The organism is Mesorhizobium sp. M2C.T.Ca.TU.002.02.1.1 (assembly GCF_003997225.1).
Genome location: NZ_RZTO01001375.1, coordinates 1 through 796, shown reverse-complemented (window position 1 = coordinate 796; position 796 = coordinate 1). Strand labels below are relative to the sequence as shown.

General features: G+C 63.7%; 1 protein-coding gene. It reads right to left on the bottom strand.

Translation table 11 applies throughout. The features are described from left to right. Nucleotides 1-722: hypothetical protein (locus tag EOD07_RS36190; RefSeq protein ID WP_164772943.1), on the bottom strand; the 722-nt coding region annotated here is incomplete at its 3' end. Between the last annotated feature and the right edge of the window lie 74 nt (nucleotides 723-796).

The following is a 796-nucleotide window of genomic DNA, read 5'->3' as shown; positions in this document are numbered from 1 at the left end:
AGGCTGACGTCCCCCGTTCGCGCGAGAACCTTCGATCCCGAGATCAGCGCACGTGTGTTCGTGCCAAAATCCACTCGCGCGACGGATACCGCGATCGACGCGTTGACAGAAACAGCACCCGCGCCGCCAATGCTGACGGAAGCCGCAACCAGAGTAGCATCCACGGTCGATTCATCGGTCGCCGTGGCGCTGACGGAGTTCGCGGCAACATTGGACCCGTCAATGATGCTGGCTTCGACCACGTTGGTCAGTACAGCCGTCGCCAGGACCGCGCTGGCCGCGACATTGATGGACACGCCCCCCGCGCCGCCGACCGACACGCCAACAGCCACGCCGTCGGCCTCAATCAGGTTGTCGGCGAAAGCATCAACGGTGACACTGCCTGACGTCGAAGTAACGGTGGAATCGTCAATGGTGGCCAGCAGGCTGCCGCTCATCGTGTTTTCGGCATAAGTAACCGACACGGTGACGTTGACCGAGGCCGCACCGGCACCGCCCGCGGATACGGTGACAGCCAGCAGTTCGGCCTTAATGCCTGCCCGATCCTCGGCATGGACAGTCACGTTGCCGCCCGCGGTTACCGTGCTTCCCACAATGCTGGCTTCGATGCCGTTGTTGATGTCGTTGAACGCCACCACGCCGGCACCGCTGACGTTGACGGAAACACCGCCAGCGCCGCCGGCGGCGATGCCGACCGCAATGCCGGTCGCATGGATGGTCATTCCGCTGGCCGACCCGGTATCGTAGTCGGAGGCGGATACGGCAACCGCTCCGGCTGTATCAACGCTCGACCTGT